This is a genomic window from Sporichthyaceae bacterium, from assembly GCA_036269075.1.
Lineage (GTDB): Bacteria > Actinomycetota > Actinomycetes > Sporichthyales > Sporichthyaceae > DASQPJ01.
The window spans coordinates 22,294-42,230 of record DATASX010000100.1; the positions used below are offsets into that span (position 1 = coordinate 22,294).

The window sequence follows — 19,937 nt, forward strand, 5'->3', positions numbered from 1 at the left end:
TCACCGGTAACGGTCGCGCGCCGTCGAGCGGAAGTCGGCCATCGCCTGCTCGTATATCGCCTTGGCGGCCGGATTGCGCAGCATGCGCCGAGCCCGCCACTGCTTGTTCCAGACGAAGTTCCCGTCCAACGGGTTCCAGGAATGCGGAGCCAGTTGGTCGTGGACGCACAGCGCGGCCAGTACCCGGGCGCGTCGATCGCGGGCGGGCAGGCGCCGGATCTCTGTGTCGAGCTTGCGGATGCTGACCCGCACCGGCACGCCGTCGTGGTCGACGTCCGCGGCGCTCGGTTGGTGCGGCAACCGGTACGTGTCCATGCCTCGACCTCCCCGGTAGCCCCCGGCCATGGCGAGCGTGACCGACCCGACGGGGCCGGGGAATCATCCGTCCGGACAGGGCTGACTCGGCGGTTCGTCCCGGACCGGCCCGGGTGTCTGCGGAACCGCCGAGTGGGCGGCTGCGGACGGGTTACCGTGAGTGCTGTGGCACCGATCACGGTCTTCCTCCTCGACGATCACGAGATCGTCCGACGCGGCTGGCCGATCTGCTGGCGGCCGCGGACGGGATCTCGGTCGTCGGTGAAGCCGCCACCGCGGCCGAGGCGGTCGTGCGCATCCCCGCGGCTCGCCCGGACGTCGCGTTGCTGGATGCCCGACTGCCCGACGGCAACGGCATCGACGTCTGCCGAGACGTCCGATCGGCGGTGCCCGCCACCAACTGCCTGATGCTCACCTCCTACGACGAAGACGACGCGGTTTTCGCGGCGGTGATGGCCGGGGCAGCCGGCTACCTGCTCAAGGAGATCCGCGGTACCAATCTGGTCGAGGCGATCCGTCAGGTCGCCGCCGGTCGCTCGCTGCTCGACCCGGCCGTCACCGACCGGCTGATCGGCCGACTGCGCAGCGGGGTCGGGCAGGACCGGCGATTGGCCGGGCTGTCCGCTCGCGACCGGGAGATCCTCGACCTGATCGCCGACGGGCTGACCAACCGTCAGATCGGCGAGCGGCTGTTCCTGGCCGAGAAGACCGTGAAGAACTACGTCTCGGCGTTGCTGGCCAAGCTCGGTATGGAACGCCGCACGCAGGTAGCGGTGCTGGGCGCCGAGTTGCGCAAGCCGAACGGCTGACTCAGCCCGCGACAGTCACGGGCAACCCGGCCGCCCGCCAGGCCCGGAACCCGCCGACCAGGTCGGTGGCCTGAGTCAGGCCGAGATCCTGCAGGTCGGCCGCGGCGAAGCTCGAGGCGTAGCCCTCGTTGCAGAACACGATCGGTCGCAGGTCCGGGCTCGCGACCGACAGCCGAGCCTCGCAGGTCGGGTCCAGCCGCCACTGCAACACGTTGCGCTCGATAACCAACGCCCCGGGGATACCGCCCTCGTGCTCGCGGTCGGCCGCGGGTCGGATGTCGACCAGCACCGCGCCGACGGACACCGCCTCGACCGCCTCGGCAGGCCGAAGTCGATGCAGGCGCCCGCGGGCCGTGGCCAACACTTCGTCCACTGCGCTCACCGGAAGCCCTTGATCCGCGCGTGCGCGTTCGGGGTGGGTTGCGACTGTGACATTGATTCACTCGCAAGCTCGCTCATCGCTCCAACGGCTCCTCGGATTCGGTGGTCGCGACGCTGCGCAACACGTGCACGCCTGCGGCGTCGTAGTAGTGCATCCGGCGCAGCGGAGGAGAGTACGCATGGATCGACGCGGCGGGGGACTGCCCGGCGCCGTGCACGTCGTGGACCACGCCCGGGGCCACCCAGGTGGTCGTCCTGGCCGGTCGCGGATGCACCCTCAGTCGCCCTGCCTCGATCCGACTCTCCGTCAGTTGTCCGGACAGCACGGCGAAAGCGGCCGCGGAGTCGCCGTGGTCGTGCAGTTCGGTGGCCTGTCCGGGCAACCACGACAGCAACCACACGTCGACGTCCGGGTCGGTCCACAGCAGGGTCCACCAGCGGGCGTCCGACTCCGGCAACCGCAGGTGCGGTCGCCAGAAGCCCTCGTCGGCGGAGATCTCACGGACCAGCGTGGTCAGTTCGGCCAGGTCCAGGGGAACGGGCAGCATCGTGCTGCCGAAGAAGTTGGGCACGTCCGGTTCCTCGATCTCGCTCGGGGGGAGCTGTTCAGCCGAGCGAGCGACACGCCATTGAGACCACGCGGAGCAGGGCCACGTGGCGTCGAGTGGTGAGCGCGGTCATGAGATGAAACTAAACTCGACTAGTTCAGTTGTCAATCACGATACCCCTGACGTGTGGTCAGATCGGCGAGCCGCTGAGGCGGGGTGGCCGGCCGCTTCGTCAGCGGCGGGCATGCCGCCGGCGCTCACCGGCGGCCTCCGGCTCGCCCGACGACCGCAACCAGTCGCGCAGCCTGCGCGGACGATCGCCCGACGCCGCCTGCGGGTCGAGGCGTTCCGGTTCGCGCGGGCCGGGCAACGCCGGGATCACGCCGTCTGCCTGCGGTGTGCCTGCCGACCCGGCCGCGTCGAGGTGCTCGAACACCTCGGCAGCCACCGGGCGCACCGTGGCGAACACGCCGGCCAGCGCTGTGCTCAGGCGGGCAGCCGCGACGTGGCGCCGCGACCGGGCGGCCCGGTCGAGGGCCGCGGCCAACTCGGCGAGAGCAGGGATACCCATGGCCGCGGCCGAGCCCTGCACGGAATGTGCCAGCCGCGCGAGCTCGGCCAGGTCGCCGGCAGCGACGGCAGTCGCGGCGGCAGCGCAGCGTTCCGCGGTGTGTCGATCGAAGGCGGCCCACACCGCGCCGGCCTCGTCCGGACCGAGGTCCGCGGCCAACGTCGCCACCGCCTCGCGCACGCTCGCGGCAACCCCACGCGCGGCCGCCCCGGGAGCCACCGGGTGACGCTGCGTCAGATCGGCCAGCAGCTCGGCGAACTCCTGCGGGTCAACCGGTCTACGCAGGGCCGCGACCACGCCGGCGGGCAGGGGCGCGGCCTCGGGCTCCGGCCCGTCAGGGACGATCGCCACCACCGGGATGCCGCCCGCCGCGCACACCTGGCGCATCCCACGCCAGGCCTCGGTCTCGCTGACGCCGGGTGCGCTGATGTCCACCAGCACCACGCACGGGTCGTCGGAGTGCAACGCGGCCATGGCGGCGACCAGGTCCGGAACCACGTCGATCCGGTAGGGCAGCCAACTGCCCAGGTACTCCAGCAGCGCGCAGTGCCGGGTATCGGCCTCGACCACGAGCACCAGCTGATCACCGACGGAGGCATCGTCCGCGACCGAGGAAGTGGCACCCGGCCACGGGTCTGCGAGCACCTCCAGCAGTCGGGTCGCCAGCGTCTGCACCGGCAGGTGCTTCTCCAGGAATCCGCACGCGCCCGAAGCGATCGCCTCGGCCGCGAACTGCACCCGGGAGACGCTGGACACCACGGCGACCTTCGCCTGCGGGCAGGCCGCACGCAGCATCGGGAGCGCGGCCAGGCCGTTCATGCCGGGCATCGACGGTCGAGCAGGACCACGTCCGGTTGTTCGCGCCGCACCACCTCGACCGCGGTCGGGCCGTCCGCGGCCACGCCGCAGATCTCGAAGGCCAGGCTGCGGCCCAGGGTGGCGCACCACAGCGCGCGGATGTCCTCCGAGTCGTCGACCACGACCGTCCGGAGCACTTGCGTCACCAATCCGCGTTGACCTGACGCTCCTTCAGCGCCGTCTCGACGAAGTGCAGCAGCGCGCCGGCCATGAACGGCTTGGTCAGGTAGCGGGCGCCCATCCCCAGCCCGGAGGCGACGTCCTGCTCCGCGCACCGCGCTGACAGGAAGATCACCGGCAGGTCCCGGCAGCCGGGCTGGTCGCGCAACTGCCCGGCGAGCGTGAAGCCGTCCATCTCCGGCATGTTCACGTCGAGCACGGCGAGTTCCGGGACGTCCCGTAGGCCGAGCGCGCGCAGCGCGACCGGTCCGTCGGTGGCCGTCAGGACCTGATGTCCCTCGCGCTGCAGATGTATGCGGACCAGTTCAAGAATGTCGCGGTCGTCGTCGACGACAAGGATGCGAGCCACCGAGAATCTCCCTGCTGTTGTGAACTTCCCTCGTCGGCAGCATCGGTCCGGGACGGTGCCGTCGATAGAGGCCAAGGTCCCGCGCGGGCCGGCCGATCGGTCGATCCCGGGATCCTCCGGACCGGTGCTCGCGGTCGTCGGCGCGTCGGGACTTTGGACCCTGGGCGGCCCTGGCGTCGCCGGGTTCACTGGGTGCTGCGGTGCGGGATCACGGTGTGGGACCGGATCGTCCCGGGGTGGGGCGGTCGGTCGCGGACGATCGACATGCGGGCGACCGGTTGGGGAATCGGCCTCGCGAGCAGCGCGCCGGAACCTCGGTTCCGGTTGCGTCCAGGGGCCCTAGGACCGTTCCGGTCCAGGGCCCCTCGTCGTTGACGCGGGACTTCGGTCCCCTCAGGCTTGACCCGTCGAGCGCGATCGTCCCCGACTTCGTACGGTGGGACGATTGCGGCCCGACCTGGGAGGAGAGGGATGAGCGCGCAGACGCGCAGGTTCGAGTTCGACTTCAGCCCGATGCATCTGGTGGCGAGTGCCGTCTGGGGCATCCTGCCCGCCACGGCCTGGGTCGATGTCGACGACGAACTGCGAGTCCGGTTCGGGCCGTGGTCGCTGCGCACTCCGACCACCAACGTGGAGTGGGCGCGGGTCACCGGTCCCTATGAGTTCGTTCGGGTGGCCGGGCCGGCCCGGTTGTCGCTGGCCGACCGCGGGCTCACCTTCGCGACCAACGGGCTGCACGGTGTCTGCATCGGCTTCCGCACCCCGGTGCCGGGGTTCGAGCCGACCGGCCTGCTGAAGCACCCGGGGCTGACCGTGACCGTCGCCGAACCCGAGGAATTGGTGGCGACCCTCTTGCGCAACCGCGACCGGGTCTACGCCGCCCGCGTCTGACCGGCCGGAGTCCGGAGTCGCTGCCCGGCCTGCTTGTTTCGTCGGCAGGTGAACCGGGAAGTTATGCCGCCGACGCAGGGAGGCCGGATTGAGGCTCGGCCTCCCAACTTATCGGAGGTCCATCGTGCTGTTAGTCGTCGCGTTGCTGGTGCTGATCCTGTTCGGCGGTCTGGGCTTCGTGGCCCACATCCTCTGGCTCGGCCTGATCGTGGGCTTGGTGCTGGCGGTGGCCCACGTCGTGTCCAGGGGGCTGACTCGAAGCTGACGTCGGGTCAGTAACCCACCCGACCCGTGCCCACAGGAGACCGACCGACGATGAGGAACACCGAATCGACCCGCCGCCGGACCGCCGCAGCGCGGGTAGCGGCAACCGCCGCTGCGTCCGCCCTGCTGCTCGCCGGCTGCGGCAGCGCGGCGCAGACCGCGCACAACATCGGCGACAAGGCCTCGCAAGGCGCCTCGGACGCCGGCGATGCCGTGAAGAGCGGCGCCCAGGACGCCGGCAACGCCGTCAAGGACGGCGGGGTCAAGGCCGGAAACGCGCTCGGCGGACACTGACCCGGCCCGGCTGGGAGAAGCTCAGTTCTTCCGCCGGCGTCCGGTCAGCACGCCGATCCCGAACAGCCCAGCCGGACCGGCCAGCCGACGTGTCAGAGACTGCTTGCGGTGCCCGACCGCGACGGGCTCGGCGGGCACCAACCCGACGGGGACCACAGCCACGTCTTCGCCGGGGCTGCCGGCCCGGTCCAGCTCGGGGAACAGGACCTCGTCGAGCAGCAACTTCACGGTGGCCGCGACCGGGATCGCGAGCAATGCCCCGACGATCCCGAGGACGGCGCCGCCGATCATCAGCGCCACCACGGTGAGCAGGCCGTCGACCTGGACGGTCCGGCCCATGACCCGGGGCACGATCAGGTAGTCCTCAAGAACCCGGTAGGCGATGTAGAAGCCGGCCGTGGCGATCCCCACCGGCACGCTGACGGTCAACCCGAGCAGCGCGGCGAAGGTGCCGCCCACGGTGGAACCCACTACCGGGACCAGGTCCAGCACCGCCACGATCACGGCGAGCAGCACCGCGTCGGGCAGGCCGAAGGCCAGGGCCCAGACCAACGTGCCGGCGCCGGCGATCAACGACGTCAAGGCGTTGCCGAGGACGTAACCGCCGACCCGCTTGCACACCTCGTCGGTCAACTCCGAGGCCCGGTCGCGGTGCGGTGCCGGCGCCAGCCGTCGGCACAACTGCTTGAGCTGGGGCAGCCCGGCCAGGAAGTACAACGTCAGCACGATCAGCAGCACCGCGGCGGCGGCCGCGCTCACCGCGATCTTTCCCGCGCCGAACACCCCGCCGACGATCGATCCGCTGCCGCCCTGGCTCACCTTGGACCGGATCGAGTCCAGCACGTGGTACTTGGCGTTCAGGCGGCCCAGCACGTTGCTGTGGTCCTGCAACTGGCGTTGGTAGGCGGGGAACTGTCGGGTGAAGGCCTCGGCCTGGTCGACCAGCGTCGGCACCATCCAGGCCAGGAAGCTGACGACGAGGGCCAAACCCGTCAATGCGACCGTGGCGACCGCCCACCCGCGGGACATGCCCCGTCGGGTCAGCCGCATCACGACCGGGTCCAGGCCGAGAGCCAGCACCAGCGCGATCGCGATCAGCAGCAGTTCCTGGCGGGCTTCGCCGATCGCCAGGAACACGATCCAGCCGGTGAGGCCGCCGAGCGCGACCAGCAAGCCCCAGCGGTAGGGGTGGTCGCCGCTCGCCCGGTGCCGCGTGGTCACAGCGGTCCGCAACAACATCGACAGCCTCTCCGTCTTGGCGGATCTTGGTGGCGTGGCTACCCGCCAGGAAGGCTGTCCGAACCGTCAGCGTCGTCGGCGCAGCGACCTTCTGAGGGGCCGTCAGCGGACAGCGTGGACGGGATCAGGGCAGGTCGGGCTGCGGGGGGAGCGGCGCCGGGCCCGGGCCGTCCGGCCCCGGTCCGGGCATCGGCGGCGTCGGGCGCGGCGGCGCCGGGTCGGGCCCGGGACCGGGTCGCGGCGGCCTCGGGTCGACGGGAGGTGCGGGAGGCGTCGTCATGTGCCCGGACTACCCGAGGTCGGCCGCTCGACGCGGGCACCGATCGCTGCGGTGCTGGTTCGTCCGCCGGGCTGGGGTAGCCCCCGGGGTGAGGAAATTTGCCCCCAGGAAAAGGAGAATCGGATGACTTCGGTCACCCAGTCGGTCGATGTCGAGGTTCCGGTGCACGTGGCCTACAACCAGTGGACGCAGTTCGAGGAGTTCCCGCGGTTCATGGGAGGGGTCGAGTCGATCACCCAGTTGGACGACACCCATCTGCGCTGGGAGATCTCGGTGGACGGTGTCAAACGTGATTACGAGACCGAGATAACCGAACAGCACCCGGACGAGCGGGTGGCGTGGCGCAGCGCCGATGGATCGCACGCCGGCGTGATCACCTTCCACAGGTTGTCCGACTCGAGCGCGCGGGTCACCGCGCAGCTGGACTGGAAGCCGGAAGGTGTCGCCGAGCACGTAGGTGCGTTGATCGGTACCGACGACCGACAGGTCAAGCACGATCTCAAGCGCTTCAAGGAGTTCATCGAGCAGCGCGGTCAGGAGTCCGGCGGTTGGCGGGGCGACGTACCGCGCAAGAGCTGAGGATCCACCGACCTCATGTCCGATTCGGGCCGGACGTGGCGTGTGGCTGCGTCCTGCAGGCGGGTAGCGGCTGTTCAGCGGGTGTTTCGGCGGTCGGGGTGCCGCGGCACGGAAAGGAGGCCGAGATGGCACCAGCGGCTGGTTGTGTGATCGTGGGTGGCGGCGCCGCCGGCGCGGCGACCGTCGCAGCACTGCGGGATGGTGCTTACGCCGAGCCGATCACGTTGATCGGCGCCGAGGCGGAACTGCCCTACGACCGCCCACCGCTGTCCAAGGGTTACCTGCAGGGCAAGAGCGGACTGGCCGAGGTGTTCCTGCACGACCTGCGCTGGTACGACCAGCGTGACGTGCGACTGCTCGTCGGCAGCGCCGTGAGTGAGATTGATCTCGGCAGCCGTCAGGTGAAGTTGGGACCGCGCGAGGCGATCGGCTACGACCAACTGGTCCTGGCCACCGGGGCCACCCCCCAGCGCCCGGACCTGCCAGGGGCGGACCTGCCCGGCGTGCTGTGCCTGCGCACCCTTGCCGACAGCGACCGCCTGCGCGACCGGATGGCCGAGGCGAATCGCGTCGTCGTGATCGGCGGCGGCTGGATCGGGCTGGAGGTGACCGCGGCCGCGCGGGCCGTCGGGCTTCCGGTGACCGTGCTGGAGACCGCGCCGCTGCCGTTGATGCGTGTGCTCGGCGAGTGGATGGCGCCGGTGTTCGCCGATCTGCACCGCAAGCAGGGGGTCGATTTGCGGGTCGGTGTCGAGGTGTCAGCGATCACCGGGGACCGATTCGCGACCGGTGTCCGGCTGGCCGATGGCACTCGCCTGTCGGGCGACCTGATCGTGCTGGGGGTGGGCGCGACTGCGAACACCGAACTGGCGCAACGGGCTGGGATCACCGTCGAGGACGGCATCCGCACCGACGCGGGCCTGCGCACCAGCGCACCCGACGTGTACGCCGTCGGCGACGTCGCCCGCGCGGACCATCCGCTGTACGGCTGCCCGCTGCGTGTCGAGCACTGGGACAACGCGCACCACCAACCGGAGACCGCCGCGGCGGCGATCCTCGGCCGGCGGGCGGTGCACGACGCGGTGCCCTACTTCTTCACCGATCAGTACGACCTCGGCATGGAGTACGGCGGGTACCTGATGCCCGACCGCAAGCACCGCGTCGTGGTGCGCGGAGACCTGGCCGGGCGAGAGTTCATCGCGTTCTGGCAGGACCCCGCAGGTCGACTTGTCGCCGGGATGAACGTCAACGTCTGGGACGTCAACGACACCATCCGCGCGCTGATCGCCGAACGACGTCCGCTCGACCGCGACCGATTGGCCGACCCTGGCGTCCCGCTGACCGACCTGCTTGAACCCGGCCGTTCCTGACGGCCCGTCAGTTGCTCCGAGATCCTAACCCCGGAAGGAACATGATGACGACTCGAAGCGATCACCGCCCGGCCACCACGACCGACGCGGGAGTGCCCGTCGCCAGCGACGAACACTCGCTCACCGTCGGCCCGAACGGGCCGATCCTGCTGCAGGACCACTACCTGATCGAGCAGATGGCGCAGTTCAACCGCGAGCGGATTCCCGAGCGCCAACCGCACGCCAAGGGCGGCGGCGCCCACGGGTTCTTCGAGGTGACCGACGACGTGTCGGGGTTCACCAAGGCCCAGGTCTTCGCGCCGGGTACCCGGACCGAGGCGCTCGCCCGGTTCTCCACCGTTGCCGGGGAGCGGGGCAGCCCCGACACCTGGCGGGACCCGCGCGGTTTCGCGATCAAGCTCTACACCGGAGAGGGAAACCTCGACCTGGTCGGGAACAACACCCCGGTGTTCTTCATCCGGGACCCGATGAAGTTTCAGCACTTCATCCGGTCGCAGAAGCGGCGGGCCGGCAACAACTTGCGCGACCACGACATGCAGTGGGACTTCTGGACCCTGTCGCCCGAGTCGGCGCACCAGGTCACCTGGCTGATGGGTGACCGCGGGATCCCGCGTAGCTGGCGGCACATGAACGGCTACTCGAGTCATACCTACATGTGGATCAACGCCGCCGGGCAACGGTTCTGGGTGAAGTACCACTTCCACACCGACCAGGGCGTCGAGTTCATGACCCAGGACGAGGCGGACGAGATGGCCGGGACCGACGGTGACTACCACCAGCGAGACCTGTGGGAGCACCTGGAGGCGAAGCAGTTCCCGTCCTGGACCCTCTACGTGCAGATCATGCCGTTCGAGGATGCGACCTCCTACCGCTTCAACCCCTTCGACCTGACCAAGGTCTGGCCGCACGGCGACTATCCGTTGCACCAGGTGGGTCGGCTCACGTTGGACCGGAATGTGACGGACTATCACGCCGAGATCGAGCAGGCCGCGTTCCAGCCCAACAACCTGGTGCCGGGCACCGGGCTGAGCCCGGACCGCATGCTGCTGGCCCGCGGATTTGCCTACGCCGACGCGCACCGGGCCCGACTGGGAGTGAACTACCAGCAGATCCCGGTCAACCGGCCCAAGTGCCCGGTGCACTCGTACTCGAAGGACGGGGCAATGCGCATGGACCCGGTGCGCGACCCGGTCTACGCACCGAACTCGTACGGCGGACCGCGGGCCGACGGCGAGACCTACCCGGAACTCGCGGTGTGGTCCTCCGACGGGGAGATGGTCCGCACCGCGTACACCCTGCGGTCGGACGATGACGACTGGGGACAGGCGGGCACGATGGTCCGGGACGTACTCGACGACGCCGCCCGGGACCGACTGGTCGGCAACATCGTCGGGCACCTGCTCGACGGCGTCAGTGAGTCTGTGCTCCAGCGCGCCTTCGACTACTGGCGCCACGTGGACAAGCACCTGGGCGACCGGGTCGAGGCCGGGGTTCGCGCCGGCGCCGCGGAACGCAAGGGATAGCCCCGGTCGGGGGAATTTTCCCGATCGGTGGTTGGGCCACCGCGTCCGCTGGGTAGGAACCCGACGCGGTCATCCTCGTCATCGGAGAAAGGGTCGTGCCATGGCGCGAGTACGAGTTCTCGCCCGTCGCCCGCGCGCCGTCCGTCGTCGGTGGCCGACCGAGGAGCCGGAAGAGATGGTGCCCCGGCGGGTGCCCCGGCGGCTGCCATCCTGGCGAGATTCCTGGCGCCGGTACTGATCGGCACGAAGCGGGGGCCCGATGTTCGGCGACGTCGCGATCGTCGCGGACGCGCGCGATCCGCAGATCGTCGTGCTGCGCGGCCATGTCTCGCGAGCCTGCGAGGCTGAGTTGACCGCTGCCGTCGGCCGGGCCGCCCGGCACGGTCGGTGCCGCTTGGACCTGACTGCGCTGGACGGGCTGCACCGCGGCGCCCTGGAGATGCTGCGCGCCGTGGCCGCCTCGGTCGATCTGGACCTGATAGTTCGGTCCGGCAGCCCGATCGCCCGGGCCGTGCGACGCGTCGGGTTGGGTACCGCCGAGCCTGGGTGCGCACGCGTGCGCACCCAGGAGGTGCGGGACGCGAAACCGGAGGTTCACAAATAAGTGCTCCGGATGCAACAGCTTGGTCGTTGACTTCGTCATGACCCGCCGCAAGGCGGGGCGCGTCTAGGGTTCCGTCGCCGGCTTCGACCGGCGGGTCTGGTCCGAGAGATGCAGGCGGGACGTCGTCCCGCTCCACGGCGGGAGAAAAGCCCGGGAGGCCACGTCGGCCCGGGCTGTGCTGGTTTCGGGCCATTCACATCGGGGGCCCACTCCATGTCGATCATCACTCCCGCACCGGACGTCGTGGACAGCGGCGCCGGGTCGGACACGAACGACCTCGCACAGTTCGGTTACGTGCAACAGCTGCACCGGACCATCGGCAGCTACGGCTCCTTCGCCGCCGGTTTCTCGTTCGTCTCGATCCTGACCACGGTCTTCCAGCTCTTCTCGTTCGGGTTCGGCTTCGGCGGCCCGACGTTCTTCTGGACGTGGCCGATCGTCTTCGTCGGCCAGATGCTGGTCGCGCTGTGCTTCGCCGAACTGGCGGCCCGGTACCCGATCTCCGGGTGCATCTACCAATGGGCGACCCGGTTGGGCGGGCGGATCTGGGGCTGGGCCGCCGGTTGGCTGATGCTGGTCGCGCAGGTGGTCACCCTGGCCGCAGCCGCGATCGCGCTGCAGATCGTGCTGCCCGCCCTGTGGACGGGATTCGAGATCCTGCCCAACCCGACCCACAACGCGGTACTGCTCGGCAGCCTGCTGCTGGTGCTGACCACCGTTGTCAACGCCCTCGGGGTCAACGTGATGTCGCGGATCAACAGCATCGGCGTCACCTGCGAACTGGTCGGCGTGGTCCTGCTGTGCATTGCGTTGTTCGCCCGCGCCGAGCGTGGCCCGTCCGTCGTGATCCACCGCGGCGCCGGGATGCCGCAGGGAACCGCGTACTTCTCGGCGTTTGTCGTGTCGGCGCTGATGGCGGCCTACGTCCTCGTCGGATTCGACAGTGCGGCTGAACTGTCCGAGGAGACGAAGAGCCCGCGGCGCACCGCGCCGCGCACGATCCTGCGGGCGGTCGCGGTCAGCGGCCTCGGCGGCGCGTTCATGCTGCTGGCCACGCTGATGGCCGCGCCCAGCCTGAGCGACGGGAGCCTGGGCGACCCGACCAAGGGCCTGCCTTATGTGCTGATGGACCGCCTCGGCGGCGTGCTCGGCCGGATCTTCCTGGTCGACGTCGCGATCGCGATCTCGGTCTGCACGCTGGCGATCCAGACCGCGACGACCCGAATGATCTTCTCGATGGCCCGCGACCGGATGCTGCCGTTCTCCGGCGGACTGGCCAGGGTGAACCCGCGAACCGGAACGCCGATCCGTCCGGCCGTGCTGGTGGGCGTCCTGGCCGCGCTGCTGCTCGTGGTGAACGTCGGCAACGCACAACTGTTCCTGGCCCTGGCCAGCATCTGCATCATGCTGCTGTACGTGGCCTATCTGATGGTCACCGTGCCGCTGTTCATCCGCCGACTGCGCGGTTGGCCGAGCATCGGCGAAGCCTCTGCAGACGACGGACCGCTGTTCTCGTTGGGCAAGTGGGGTCCGCTGGTCAACGGATGCGCGGTGGCCTGGGGCCTGGGCATGGCCGTGAACCTGGGCTGGCCGCGGGCGACGGTCTTCGGCACCCTGTGGTACCTGCACTGGTTCCCCGTGCTGTTCCTCGCCGGGACCGCGGCCGTGGGATCGGTGGCTTACCTGGAGCAGCGGGAGCAGAAGCGGCGGGCCGAGGCGAGGGCCCGCGGCACCGACGAGGTCGTCATCGTCAACGGCGCCGTGTGGTACGGCGGTGGAGCGTGAGCACCTTGGTCGCCCACGAGGTTCCGGGCGGTGCCGCCTGGTCGGTACTGCTGCGTTCCGGTCGGGAACTCGTTCTGACGGCTCGTCAGAACGCGGTGAACTGCTCCGTCCTGCTGTTCGCCGCCGGCGACGTGGACCGGTTGAACGTGCCCGACACGTTGAAGGCCCAGATGTCGGCGTGCGTGCGCGCACCGATGGTGCTCATGTCCGACCGGGGCGCGGCCCTGGCCTGCGTGACCGGCTCCTCGCTGGACTGGCACGACGCACTGTGCGGACACAGTCTCGACCGGCACCTCGAGCGGTTCGGGCGCTCGGACTACGCCGAGCACCGCAACGAGTGGCGCCGGTCGGCTCGCGCCGGGCTGCTGTCGGAGTTGCGCAAGCACGGGCGCGGCGAGGCGGACCTGCATGCCTGCGTGAACTTCTTCAGCAAGGTCGCGGTGGCCGACGACGACCGGGGCAGCCTGCACTTCGTCGCCGGGCACGCCGCGGCCGACGACTGGGTGAGTCTGCGGGCCGAGCAGGACCTGCTGGTCGTGCTGTCCACCGCCCCGCACCCGATGGACCCGGACTGCGCGCCGGGCCCGGTGTCGGCGCAGATCCGACCGGCCGACCCGGTCGCCCCGGACGATCCCTCGATGCTTTTCCGGGCGGAGAGCGCACGCGCGATCGAGGCGGCCCGCGCGGTGTTCGCATGACCGCCGTCGTCGAAACCGCGGTGGAACTGCGCGACGCGGACGCCGCGCTCGATCGCGTCGTGCAGGCCGGCGACGGGTTCGCCGGTGTGATCCCGGCCGGCGGTGAGTTCCGGATCGTCGACCTGTGCGGCAACCAGGCCGCGGACACGCTCTTCTACGACGCCCTCGACCTGGGCAACCGCTACAGCGCGACCGACACGATCCGCGAGCAGGGCGCGGTCTACCTCACCACCGGATCGCAGTTGCTCTCGCACCGCGGCGACCTCCTGGTGACGATCAGCGCCGACACCGGCGGCCGGCACGACACCGTCGGGGGCGCCTGCTCGCAGGAGTCGAACGTGATCCGGTACGGCAGTCACACCCGCCACCAGCACGCCTGCCGCGAGACGTTCCTGCGCTACGGGGCACCGTTCGGGATCGGGGCCCGGGAACTCGGCCACAACGTCAACTTCTTCATGAACGTCCCGCTCACCCCCGCGGGGGCACTGACGTTCGCGGACGGGCTCTCGGGACCGGGCAAGTACGTGCAGGTGCGCGCCGAACGCGACGTGCTCGTCCTGATCAGCAACTGCCCGCAGCTCAACAACCCGTGCAACGGCTGGAATCCCACGCCGATCCGGTTGCTGGGGTGGTGGCAGGCATGACCCGCCCGACCCTCGCGGTCGCCGAACGCTCGGCGACCGTGCGACCCGCCACGCTTGCGGTGCTGTCATCGGGTGTCCAGACCACCGTTCAGGACCTCGGTGGTCGGCCCGGCATGTGGGACGTCGGCGTTCCGCCGTCCGGCGCCTGGGACGACCTGTCGTTCGCGTTGGCGAACGTCGCCGTCGGCAACTGCGCCCGGGCGGCCGGACTGGAGGCGGTCCTGACCGGGCCGGTGCTCCGCTTCACCGAACGCACCCTGTTCTGCGTGGCCGGTGCGGCGCCCGCGGCTAGCCTGGACGGGCGGCGGATCCGGCCGGGAGTCGTCGAGGTGGCCCGATCCGGCGCCGTCCTCGACCTGGGCCCGTGCGGGCCGATGGGAATGCGGTCCTACCTTGCGGTGGCCGGCGGACTGGTCGTCGACGACGTTCTCGGCAGCCGGTCCACCTTCCTGCTCGGGAAGTTCGGCGGTCACGCCGGACGGGCGCTGGCCGTCGGCGACGAGTTGCCGGTCGGGCGCACGGAGAACGTGGGCGCCCCGCTGGACGTGGCCCCGGTGCTGCCGCGGTTCACCGCCGAGTGGACGCTGCGCGTGCTTCCCGGCCCGCACGGCGCCCCGGAGCACCTGACCGAGGCAGGCGTCGCCGAGTTGTTCGCCGCGACGTGGACGGTCGACCACCGGGCCGACCGCACCGGGATCCGACTGGTCGGACCGGTCCCGGGCTGGGCGCGCCGCGACGGCGGGGAGGCCGGCCTGCACCCGTCGAACATCCACGACAGCGCCTATCCGATCGGGGGGATCATGCTCGCCGGGGACACCCCGGTGATCGTCGGCCCGGACGGGCCCAGCCTCGGCGGCTTCGTGGTGCCGGCCGTGGTGATCGCCGCCGACCGCTGGATGCTCGCCCAACTGCGCCCGGCCGACCGGGTCCGGTTGGTGCCGGTCGACGAGGCGGCGGCGAGCGCCGCCAACATCGCCCGCGCCGCGCTGCTGGCCGACCCCCGGACCGCGGCGGCCGTCGCGATCGAGGCGGCGGTGGCCGACCGCCCGATCGCGACACCGGTGCCGATCCCGGCCCGGGCCGATGAGGTCGTGCTGCTGGACCGGCCCGCTGCCGGACACGCACCGCGGTTGGTGATCCGCCGAGCCGGCGACCATCACCTGCTGCTCGAGGCCGGCCGCCCGGAGCTCGACCTGGGTGTGCGGGTCTGGGTGCATCTGTTGGCACAGGCGGTACGCGGCACGGGCCGCAGCGAGATCGTCGAGCTCACCGAGGGCGTCCGCTCGATGCTCGTCCGGGTCCACGGCGGTCCCGCTGCGGTCCGCGCGGTCGCCGAGCACCTGGCCGAACTGGCCGCGGACGTTCCCGACCCGCGCACACGCGAACTGGCCGTCCGCGAGGTGACGCTGCCGATCTGCCTCGACGACCCGGCGGTCCACGAGGCCATGGACCGGTACGCCCGGGGCGTCCGCCCGGACGCCCCCTGGTGTCCGGACAACGTCGAGTTCATTCGGCGTATCAACGATCTGACGGACCGTCAGGACGTCTTCGACGTCGTGCTCTCGGCCACCTACCTGGTGGTCGGGCTCGGCGACGTGTATCTCGGTGCGCCGGTTGCGGTGCCGATGGACCCACGGCACCGCCTGGTCACCACCAAGTACGACCCGGCCCGCACCTGGACCCCGCAGAATGCTGTCGGCATCGGCGGGATCTACCTGTGCGTGTACGGAATGGAGGGCCCCGGCGGGTACCAGTTGGTCGGCCGCACCGTGCCGGTCTGGCGGCACCTGCCCGGCTCCTCCGATCCTCCGTGGCTGCTGCGGCAGTTCGACCGGCTGCGGTTCCGGCCGGTGTCGGCCGACGAGTTGCTCGACCTGCGTGCGGGCGTCGAGTCCGGCCGGCTGGACCTGGAGATCCGCGCGGCGACGTTCGCGCTCTCCGAGGTCGACGCACTGGAACAGGCGCATGCGCCCCAGATCGCCGGGCTGCGGGCCCGCCGCCGGGCCGCCTTCGACGCCGAACGGGAACGGTGGGCCAGGTGAACACCGCGTTCGCGCCCCACCGCGAGCCACGCGATGCACACCGTGCCGCCGTGTGCCTGGACGGGCCGGTGTTCCTGTCCATGGTCGACGCGGACCGCCTGGACCGTCCGGTCCCGGACGGTCCGCTGCGGGGGATCCCCTTCGCAGTGAAGGACAACATCGACGTGGCCGGGCTGCCCACCACGGCGGGCTGCCCGAAACGCACCACCCCGGCAGAGTCCGACGCGGTCGCGGTGGCCCGGCTCGTCGCCGCGGGTGCGGTGCCGATCGGCAAGACGAACCTGGACCAGTTCGCGACCGGGCTGGTGGGGACCCGGTCGCCGTACGGGCCGTGCTCGAGCATCCGGTCCAGCGCGCACGTGGCCGGTGGCAGCAGTTCGGGCAGCGCGTTGGCCGTGGCCGCCGGCGTAGTCCCCTTGGCGCTGGGCACCGACACCGCCGGCAGCGGACGGGTGCCGGCGGCGTTCAACGGGATCGTCGGGACCAAGCCGACCCGGGGCCTGGTGCCGACCACCGGGGTTCTTCCGGCGTGCCCGTCGCTGGACTGTGTCAGCTGGTTCACCCGGACCGTGAGCGCGGCCCGGACGGCCTTCGAGGTGCTCGTCGGTCCGGATCCGCGCGACCCGCGGTCCCGGGCGGTCCCGCCGATGCCGCCGGTGGGCATCGCCGACCGGATGCGGGTGATCGGGGTCCCGGCCGGTCAGCTCGACCTGGAGTCTGCGCACCGGGAGGCGTGGCACGGCGCGTTGGCGCAGGCCTCGACGCTGGCGCATCTGGTTCCGGTCGACGTCTCGGCATTCCTGGCCGCCGCCGAACTGCTCTACCACCCGGCCTTCGTCGCCGAGCGCTACGCCGCCTTCGGGCACGAGCTGCGGGACGCCGGTCCGCACTTGGATCCGACGGTCCGTCAGATCGTCCTGGGCGGCGCCGCGGCCTCCGCCGCCGAGGTGTTCGCGACGTTCGACCGCCTGGCGGCACTGCGGGCGGTGGCAGCGGAGCTGTATCTGGGTATCGATGCCCTGCTGCTGCCGGTCACCCCGTGCCATCCGACGCTGGCGCAGGTGGCCACCGACCCGATCGGGGTCAACGCGCGCCTCGGGACGTACACGAACATGGTCAACCTGCTGGATCTGTGCGCGGTCGCCGTCCCGGCCGGCGAACGCGTTGACGGGTTGCCGTTCGGCGTGCAACTGCTGGCGCCGGCCTTCGCCGACCGGCCGCTGCTCGACCTGGCCGCGCGGTGGGTCGGCGAGCAACCTGCGGCGGCGCCGGCCACGCGGGCGCTGCTCGCCGTGGCCGGGGCTCATCTGACCGGCCAACCCCGCAACGCGGACCTGGTGCGGCTCGGTGGGCGCCTGCACACCAGGGCGCGCACCGCCGGTGGGTACCGCTTGTTCGAGGTGCCCGGCCCGTTCCCGCGTCCCGGCCTGGTCGCGGACCCCGCCGGCCCGGCGGGCGGGATCGAGGTCGAGGTCTGGGACCTGCCGGTCGGGGCGGTCGGCGCGCTGCTGGCCGAGGTGGCCGCGCCGCTCGCGCTGGGTCCGGTGACGTTGGACGACGCGACGACGGTGCCCGGGTTCGTCGCGCAGCGACTGGATGCCGACGCTGTCGACATCACCCGGCACGGCGGATGGCGGGCCTACCTGCGGTGGCGAGCGCGCACCTGACCCGGGATCAGTGCTCGACGAAGTAGGGCACGGCGAATGAGACGACCGCGCCCAACGCCAGGTAGAAGATGATCGGACCGGGCGTGGCTGCCAGCGCGGCTTTGCGCGCCTGCCGCTGTGGCATGGACAACCGGGCGCGGTCGTAGGCGCAGACGTACGCCACGGCGCCGGCCAGCACGGCCACCATGAGCGAGAGCTCGATCAATCCACGCATCGTGCTCAGAGTGACCGATCGGGCGCTGCCTGTCGAGCAGTTCCGGATCGCCCCGACGGTTCGACCCGATCGGCGGCGCCGCCTCGTCCGTTCGGGCCATGCGCGGCCGGCTCTCCGATCGATTCCACCGGGCTCGTCCGGCTTCGACACTGGTTGTGTCCAGCACGACCAGTGGGGGAGCCAACCTTGTCCGAGCCCTATCGCATCACCCGGAACCCGGGCGACATGATCGCCTGCCGCCGCAACGCCCTGCTCGGGAGCATGTTCCTCGACGACCCGTGGATCAACGAGACCATGCTCGTCGCCGGTGCCGCGCGGGATGACGAGGCGCCGTTCCCGACCATCACCGGCGTCCGCTGGGACCTCGACGAGTTGGAGACCCGCTTCCGCTCGCTCGGCCAGCGCTTGCTGCCGGCCCAACGCTCCGCGGTGCGTCGGGCTCTGGACGAACAGCGGTTCGGGCAGGACTGACTCTTATCTGACGTGGCGTCAGAAGGACCGGGATCGACCCGAACCTAATAATTGCCGGCAGGCGAGTTTCTTCAGCCGTATCTCAAGTTGAGCCGGCAACATTTCGGGCGACCGCTTTCTCGGATCTGTCTCCAGCGTCCGGATTCGACTCTGCGGTCTGTCGCCCCGGGAGCCTCCTTCTCCCGCCCGGCGCAGGCGAACGGGAGCACGCCTGCATTGGGCGGGAGGGGCCGGGGCGGCGCCATGGGGGAACGGTCGTTGGACCTTCTGTGCCCGGCGCTCAGGCCTGCGCGGACCAGACCCGGGGGAACAGGTCGCAGTCGATGGGGGAGTCGGCAGCCAGGTCCGGAATTGGCTGATGGCCCATCAGGGCGTCGTTGTGGAAGGCATTCCCGGGGTGCGGATGCCAGCGGACCGTCTCGTCGGCGTAGATCGTGGTCACCGCACGGCGCGGCGCCGGGTCGGTGGCCGGGAGCGACCCGTGCACGGTCCCGGGGTGGTGCAGGATGACGTCGCCCGGCTCGACCTCGCCGATCAACCAGTCGTGGGCGGCGTAGTCGGCGGCGAAGTCCGGCAGCGCGAGGAAGTCCGCCGACCGGTCGTACCGGTCGGCCATGACGCTCGAGGTGTCGAAGCTGCGGGCCCGATAGATCGGGCCACGGTGCGAGCCGCGCAGGTAGTGCACCGCGCCGGTGCGCCCGGTGACGACGTCCAGCGGGACCCAGTGCCGGAACCAGTGGTCCGACCCGGCCAGCGGGGTGTACGGCTCGTCCTGGTGGAACGGCGTGCTCTTCGACGAGCCGGCCTCGCGGGCGAAGATCTGGTCGAAGAACAAGTTGAGCGAGCGGGCTCCCGGGAGCACCTGGCGGGTGAGGTCGATCAGCGGGCCACGCAGCGCCCAGTCGCGGAACGTCTCGTGGTACTTCCAGGCGTAGGTGAACGAGAAGAACCGCGGCCCGCCGTCGCCGGCGTAGTCGACCGCCGGGATCTTCGGGTCGGCCATCAGGTCGTCGGTCGCCGCTCGCAGCGCCGCCACCCAGTCGGCCGGGAGGACGCCGCGCACGATCACGGCGCCGTCGCGCCAGAACGTGGCGGCCTCGGCGGGGGTGAGGTCGCGAACCAGGCCGGAGGTGGGCAGTGGGCGGTCGACGGTGCGCATTCCCCAACCATCACCCAGGAACGCTGAGCCGGCCTTCGGAGTGGCGGAGGAAATCTGCCTCGGTCCTTGCTGGGAACCCGTGGAGGCCGCCGGTCGCTCGCGGCCGGACGTGTCCTGCGGCGGCGAACGCACGAAAGCGCCGGGGAGGCTACGATCTAAGGCGACTTGCATACAGATTTTCCCGGGCCCCGCCAGTGCCCGG

The 19,937-nt window shown here is 70.9% G+C and carries 23 protein-coding genes and 1 riboswitch; of the genes, 14 read left to right on the forward strand and 9 right to left on the reverse strand.

Annotated features, from left to right (window positions below):
- Positions 1–315 carry a hypothetical protein gene (locus VHU88_18495; protein HEX3613685.1) on the reverse strand — a complete coding sequence of 105 codons (315 nt, stop codon included), beginning with the start codon at positions 313–315 and terminating at the stop codon, positions 1–3.
- Between the two features lie 113 nt (positions 316–428).
- Between VHU88_18495 and VHU88_18500 the strand changes: the two genes are divergently transcribed.
- Positions 429–1,124: a response regulator transcription factor gene (locus tag VHU88_18500; protein HEX3613686.1), complete on the forward strand. Its 696-nt coding sequence runs from the start codon at positions 429–431 to the stop codon at positions 1,122–1,124.
- A 1-nt stretch (position 1,125) separates the two neighbouring features.
- Here the strand turns inward: VHU88_18500 and VHU88_18505 are convergent, their stop codons facing one another.
- From VHU88_18505 to VHU88_18525, 5 genes are all read right to left on the reverse strand, one after another.
- On the reverse strand, positions 1,126–1,506 hold the full coding sequence (locus tag VHU88_18505; protein HEX3613687.1) for a rhodanese-like domain-containing protein: 381 nt from the start codon (positions 1,504–1,506) through the stop codon (positions 1,126–1,128).
- A 73-nt stretch (positions 1,507–1,579) separates the two neighbouring features.
- Entirely contained in the window at positions 1,580–2,077 is a 498-nt protein-coding gene (locus VHU88_18510) for a cysteine dioxygenase family protein (GenBank protein HEX3613688.1), read from the reverse strand.
- 208 nt (positions 2,078–2,285) lie between these two features.
- Complete coding sequence (locus VHU88_18515) at positions 2,286–3,452, reverse strand: Hpt domain-containing protein (protein HEX3613689.1); 1,167 nt, start codon at positions 3,450–3,452, stop codon at positions 2,286–2,288.
- Positions 3,440–3,628 (reverse strand): response regulator, encoded by a 189-nt coding sequence (locus tag VHU88_18520; GenBank protein ID HEX3613690.1) that lies wholly within the window; start codon positions 3,626–3,628, stop codon positions 3,440–3,442. Before VHU88_18520 ends, VHU88_18515 begins: the two co-directional genes overlap by 13 nt.
- Positions 3,625–4,011, reverse strand: coding sequence for a response regulator (locus VHU88_18525; protein HEX3613691.1), 387 nt, complete (start codon positions 4,009–4,011; stop codon positions 3,625–3,627). The genes VHU88_18520 and VHU88_18525 overlap by 4 nt, the downstream gene beginning before the upstream one ends.
- A 471-nt stretch (positions 4,012–4,482) precedes the next feature.
- Here VHU88_18525 and VHU88_18530 point away from each other — a divergent pair, with 471 nt between their 5' ends.
- From VHU88_18530 to VHU88_18540, 3 genes are all read left to right on the forward strand, one after another.
- The gene (locus VHU88_18530) at positions 4,483–4,902 is read left to right on the forward strand and encodes a hypothetical protein (GenBank protein ID HEX3613692.1); all 420 of its coding nucleotides are present in this window, start codon (positions 4,483–4,485) and stop codon (positions 4,900–4,902) included.
- A 124-nt stretch (positions 4,903–5,026) separates the two neighbouring features.
- Positions 5,027–5,167: a hypothetical protein gene (locus VHU88_18535; protein ID HEX3613693.1), complete on the forward strand. Its 141-nt coding sequence runs from the start codon at positions 5,027–5,029 to the stop codon at positions 5,165–5,167.
- A 50-nt stretch (positions 5,168–5,217) separates the two neighbouring features.
- Entirely contained in the window at positions 5,218–5,460 is a 243-nt protein-coding gene (locus VHU88_18540) for a hypothetical protein (GenBank protein ID HEX3613694.1), read from the forward strand.
- A 21-nt stretch (positions 5,461–5,481) separates the two neighbouring features.
- On the opposite strand, the gene VHU88_18545 is transcribed toward VHU88_18540, so the two are convergent.
- A complete protein-coding gene (locus tag VHU88_18545; GenBank protein ID HEX3613695.1) occupies positions 5,482–6,699 on the reverse strand; it encodes an AI-2E family transporter in 1,218 nt (405 codons plus the stop codon).
- 403 nt (positions 6,700–7,102) lie between these two features.
- Between VHU88_18545 and VHU88_18550 the strand changes: the two genes are divergently transcribed.
- The 9 genes from VHU88_18550 (at position 7,103) to atzF (ending at position 17,891) form a co-directional block, all read left to right on the forward strand.
- Positions 7,103–7,558 (forward strand): SRPBCC family protein, encoded by a 456-nt coding sequence (locus VHU88_18550; GenBank protein HEX3613696.1) that lies wholly within the window; start codon positions 7,103–7,105, stop codon positions 7,556–7,558.
- A gap of 125 nt (positions 7,559–7,683) precedes the next feature.
- Complete coding sequence (locus VHU88_18555; GenBank protein HEX3613697.1) at positions 7,684–8,928, forward strand: FAD-dependent oxidoreductase; 1,245 nt, start codon at positions 7,684–7,686, stop codon at positions 8,926–8,928.
- Positions 8,929–8,972: 44 nt separating this feature from the next.
- Complete coding sequence (locus VHU88_18560) at positions 8,973–10,451, forward strand: catalase (protein HEX3613698.1); 1,479 nt, start codon at positions 8,973–8,975, stop codon at positions 10,449–10,451.
- Positions 10,452–10,710: 259 nt separating this feature from the next.
- The gene (locus VHU88_18565) at positions 10,711–11,055 is read left to right on the forward strand and encodes a hypothetical protein (protein HEX3613699.1); all 345 of its coding nucleotides are present in this window, start codon (positions 10,711–10,713) and stop codon (positions 11,053–11,055) included.
- 52 nt (positions 11,056–11,107) lie between these two features.
- Positions 11,108–11,214: riboswitch (guanidine-I (ykkC/yxkD leader) on the forward strand.
- A 54-nt stretch (positions 11,215–11,268) separates the two neighbouring features.
- A complete protein-coding gene (locus VHU88_18570; GenBank protein HEX3613700.1) occupies positions 11,269–12,840 on the forward strand; it encodes an amino acid permease in 1,572 nt (523 codons plus the stop codon).
- Positions 12,837–13,538, forward strand: coding sequence for an urea amidolyase associated protein UAAP1 (locus tag VHU88_18575; GenBank protein ID HEX3613701.1), 702 nt, complete (start codon positions 12,837–12,839; stop codon positions 13,536–13,538). The genes VHU88_18570 and VHU88_18575 overlap by 4 nt, the downstream gene beginning before the upstream one ends.
- Positions 13,535–14,182, forward strand: coding sequence for an urea amidolyase associated protein UAAP2 (locus tag VHU88_18580; protein HEX3613702.1), 648 nt, complete (start codon positions 13,535–13,537; stop codon positions 14,180–14,182). Before VHU88_18575 ends, VHU88_18580 begins: the two co-directional genes overlap by 4 nt.
- Entirely contained in the window at positions 14,179–16,224 is a 2,046-nt protein-coding gene (locus VHU88_18585) for a 5-oxoprolinase/urea amidolyase family protein (GenBank protein ID HEX3613703.1), read from the forward strand. The genes VHU88_18580 and VHU88_18585 overlap by 4 nt, the downstream gene beginning before the upstream one ends.
- Entirely contained in the window at positions 16,221–17,891 is a 1,671-nt protein-coding gene (atzF, locus tag VHU88_18590) for an allophanate hydrolase (protein ID HEX3613704.1), read from the forward strand. Before VHU88_18585 ends, atzF begins: the two co-directional genes overlap by 4 nt.
- Before the next feature lie 7 nt (positions 17,892–17,898).
- Here the strand turns inward: atzF and VHU88_18595 are convergent, their stop codons facing one another.
- On the reverse strand, positions 17,899–18,105 hold the full coding sequence (locus VHU88_18595; GenBank protein ID HEX3613705.1) for a hypothetical protein: 207 nt from the start codon (positions 18,103–18,105) through the stop codon (positions 17,899–17,901).
- Between the two features lie 186 nt (positions 18,106–18,291).
- Between VHU88_18595 and VHU88_18600 the strand changes: the two genes are divergently transcribed.
- Positions 18,292–18,576, forward strand: coding sequence for a hypothetical protein (locus VHU88_18600; protein HEX3613706.1), 285 nt, complete (start codon positions 18,292–18,294; stop codon positions 18,574–18,576).
- 280 nt (positions 18,577–18,856) lie between these two features.
- On the opposite strand, the gene VHU88_18605 is transcribed toward VHU88_18600, so the two are convergent.
- Positions 18,857–19,735 carry a phytanoyl-CoA dioxygenase family protein gene (locus tag VHU88_18605; GenBank protein ID HEX3613707.1) on the reverse strand — a complete coding sequence of 293 codons (879 nt, stop codon included), beginning with the start codon at positions 19,733–19,735 and terminating at the stop codon, positions 18,857–18,859.
- Positions 19,736–19,937: the final 202 nt, after the last annotated feature.